The organism is Pseudoalteromonas sp. BSi20439, assembly GCF_000241165.1.
GTDB lineage: Bacteria > Pseudomonadota > Gammaproteobacteria > Enterobacterales > Alteromonadaceae > Pseudoalteromonas.
The window spans coordinates 1-498 of sequence record NZ_BADW01000227.1 but is presented as its reverse complement, the minus strand read 5'-3'; the positions used below and the strand labels follow the sequence as shown (position 1 = coordinate 498).

Below are 498 nucleotides of genomic sequence, written 5' to 3'. Positions count from 1 at the left end.
AAAGTCAGTCAAAAGTGTTCACGATAAAACCGGAATGAGCGTTCACGCTAAAACCAGAACGGGTGTTCACGATGGGCCGGAATCACTGTTCACGATGCTCCGGAATATGCATTTGAGAAACCAGTTGTTGCCATCGATGGTAGTAAGTTTAAAGCTAGCAACAACAAAGGCAATAATTTTACGCCAAGCAAAGTTAAATTCCACATCGACCGAGTCGAAAAGAACATTGAACGTTACCTTGAATTACTTGATGAAGCCGATAAAGAGCAAGCTAACGTCACAAAAATTAAAGCCACAAAAGATAGGCTAGCTGACTTTCGCAGCCAGTTAAAAAAACTACACGAGATTAAAGAACAAGTTGAAGCTCATCCTGACAAGCAAATATCCACTACTGATCCTGATTCACGTTTAATGAAAACTCAAGGTTTTACAAGAGTTGTGAGTTATAACGTGCAAAGTGCGGTTGATACCAAGCACCACCTTATAGTGGCGCATGAG

At 41.0% G+C, this 498-nt stretch carries 1 pseudogene; it reads left to right on the top strand.

Annotation, left to right across the window (positions count from 1 at the left end):
- Positions 1–126: 126 nt before the first annotated feature.
- Positions 127–498, top strand: a pseudogene (locus P20439_RS19215) (IS5/IS1182 family transposase); the annotation flags it as partial.